Consider the following 1,246-nt stretch of genomic DNA (forward strand, 5'->3'; position numbering starts at 1 on the left):
CCACCACCGTGTCCCATCCCGTCTGGATGCCCACCCAGACGATGAAGGCAAGCGGCAGGAGAGCGATCAGCGAGAAGATGGCGGCCGCAAGCGTAATCCACGACGTGGACCGCCGGCTCTGCCTTGCGGCAGCCGGCGGCCCCGAATGCGTGAGGTCGATCGCGGACATCAGCCGGAATGCACCGCCTGGAGACGATCTGATGAACCGCGAACGCGGTCGGAAACGCAGATGATCGTCATCGACGAGGCCATCTCCAAAACAAAAGCGCTCCCGCGGAAAGCGAATTCCGGCGGGAGCACGGTCGGTTGTCCTTTTAGGACGAACGCGGACTAAAGCAAGCCGGCTTGCGTCATCAGGTCGATGACCTTCTTCGAGTTCAGGTGCGTCGGATCGATGTTGGGCGCCTGCAGATCGGCCAGCGGCACGAGCTTCGGGTTCGACATGGCATCCTTGCCGACCGCGTATTCATAAGAGGTCCCAGTTTTCAAAACCTCCTGGCCGGCCTTGCCGGTGACCCACTTCAAGAAAGCCTGGGCTTCCTTCGGATGCTTGCTCGAGGCCAGCACGCCGCCGCCAGAGATCGACACGAACGCGCCCGGGTCCTGGTTCTTGAAATAATGCAGGCCGACATTCTTGCTGTTCTCGCCGGTCTTCGCCTGGTCGCCGAAATAGTAGTAGTGGTAGATCACGCCGCCATCGATCTCCCCGGCATTGACCGCCTTCATCACCGTATTGTTGCCCTTGTAGGCGGTGAAGTTCTCCTTCATGGCCTTCAGCCAGTCGGAAGTCGCGGCTTCACCTTTGAGCTCGAGCATCGCGCTGACGATGGCCTGGAAATCGGCGCCGGACGGCGAGGCGGCCCACCGGCCCTTCCAGCTCGGATCGGCAAGGTCGAGCAGCGACTTGGGCAGCTGGCCTTCCTTGAGCTTGTCCTTGTTGTAGGCAAAGACGGTGCTGCGCGCGGCGACGCCCACCCATTTGCCGCTCGAAGGCTGGTATTCCTGCGGAACCTGAGCGAGGGTGTCGGCATCGACCGGCGTGAACAGGCCGGCCGCCTCGACCAGCGCCATCGCCGGCGAATTCTCGGTCAGGAACACGTCGGCCGGCGAGGCAGCACCCTCGGCGACGATCTGGTTGGAGAAATCGCTGTCGCCGCCATTGCGCAGCGTGACCTTGATGCCAGTTTCCTTGGTGAAGCCCTTCGCCCATTCCTTGGCCAGGCTTTCATGCTGGGCGTTGTAGACG

1 protein-coding gene is annotated in these 1,246 nt (G+C 62.2%); it reads right to left on the reverse strand.

Annotated elements, in window-relative coordinates; all coding sequences use genetic code 11:
* Positions 1-330: 330 nt before the first annotated feature.
* The coding region (locus tag EOA60_RS33590; RefSeq protein WP_164899791.1) for an iron ABC transporter substrate-binding protein at positions 331-1,246 on the reverse strand (916 nt) is incomplete at its 5' end.

Source organism: Mesorhizobium sp. M1A.F.Ca.IN.020.06.1.1 (assembly GCF_004023265.1).
In the GTDB taxonomy this organism is placed as follows: domain Bacteria; phylum Pseudomonadota; class Alphaproteobacteria; order Rhizobiales; family Rhizobiaceae; genus Mesorhizobium.